The organism is Helicobacter pylori (assembly GCF_001998165.1).
Taxonomy (GTDB): domain Bacteria; phylum Campylobacterota; class Campylobacteria; order Campylobacterales; family Helicobacteraceae; genus Helicobacter; species Helicobacter pylori_DL.
Window position 1 is genome coordinate 1 of sequence record NZ_MTWR01000134.1, and the last position, 252, is coordinate 252.

Here is a 252-nt window from a genome sequence, read left to right on the forward strand (position 1 = left end):
GGCATTACTTTAAACCAAGCCAATTGGAAGAGTTTAATGAAGATCATCAATAATTTTTCTAACACGACTAATTATCATTTTTCTCAAGGCAGTCTCGTTGTGGGGGCGATCAAAGAAGGGCAAACCAATACTAAAAGCGTGGTGTGGTTTGGAGGCGATGGCTATAAAGAGCCATGCGCGGTTGGGGATAATACTTGCCAGATGTTCAGACAGACTAATTTAGGGCAATTGCTCCATTCCACTTCGCCTTAT

Annotated in this window: 1 protein-coding gene; it reads left to right on the forward strand. The window is 42.1% G+C overall.

Translation table 11 applies throughout. The annotated features are described in order from the left end of the window. A partial coding sequence (locus BZK24_RS08540; protein ID WP_143424415.1) for a hypothetical protein occupies positions 1 to 252 on the forward strand: 252 nt, incomplete at both ends.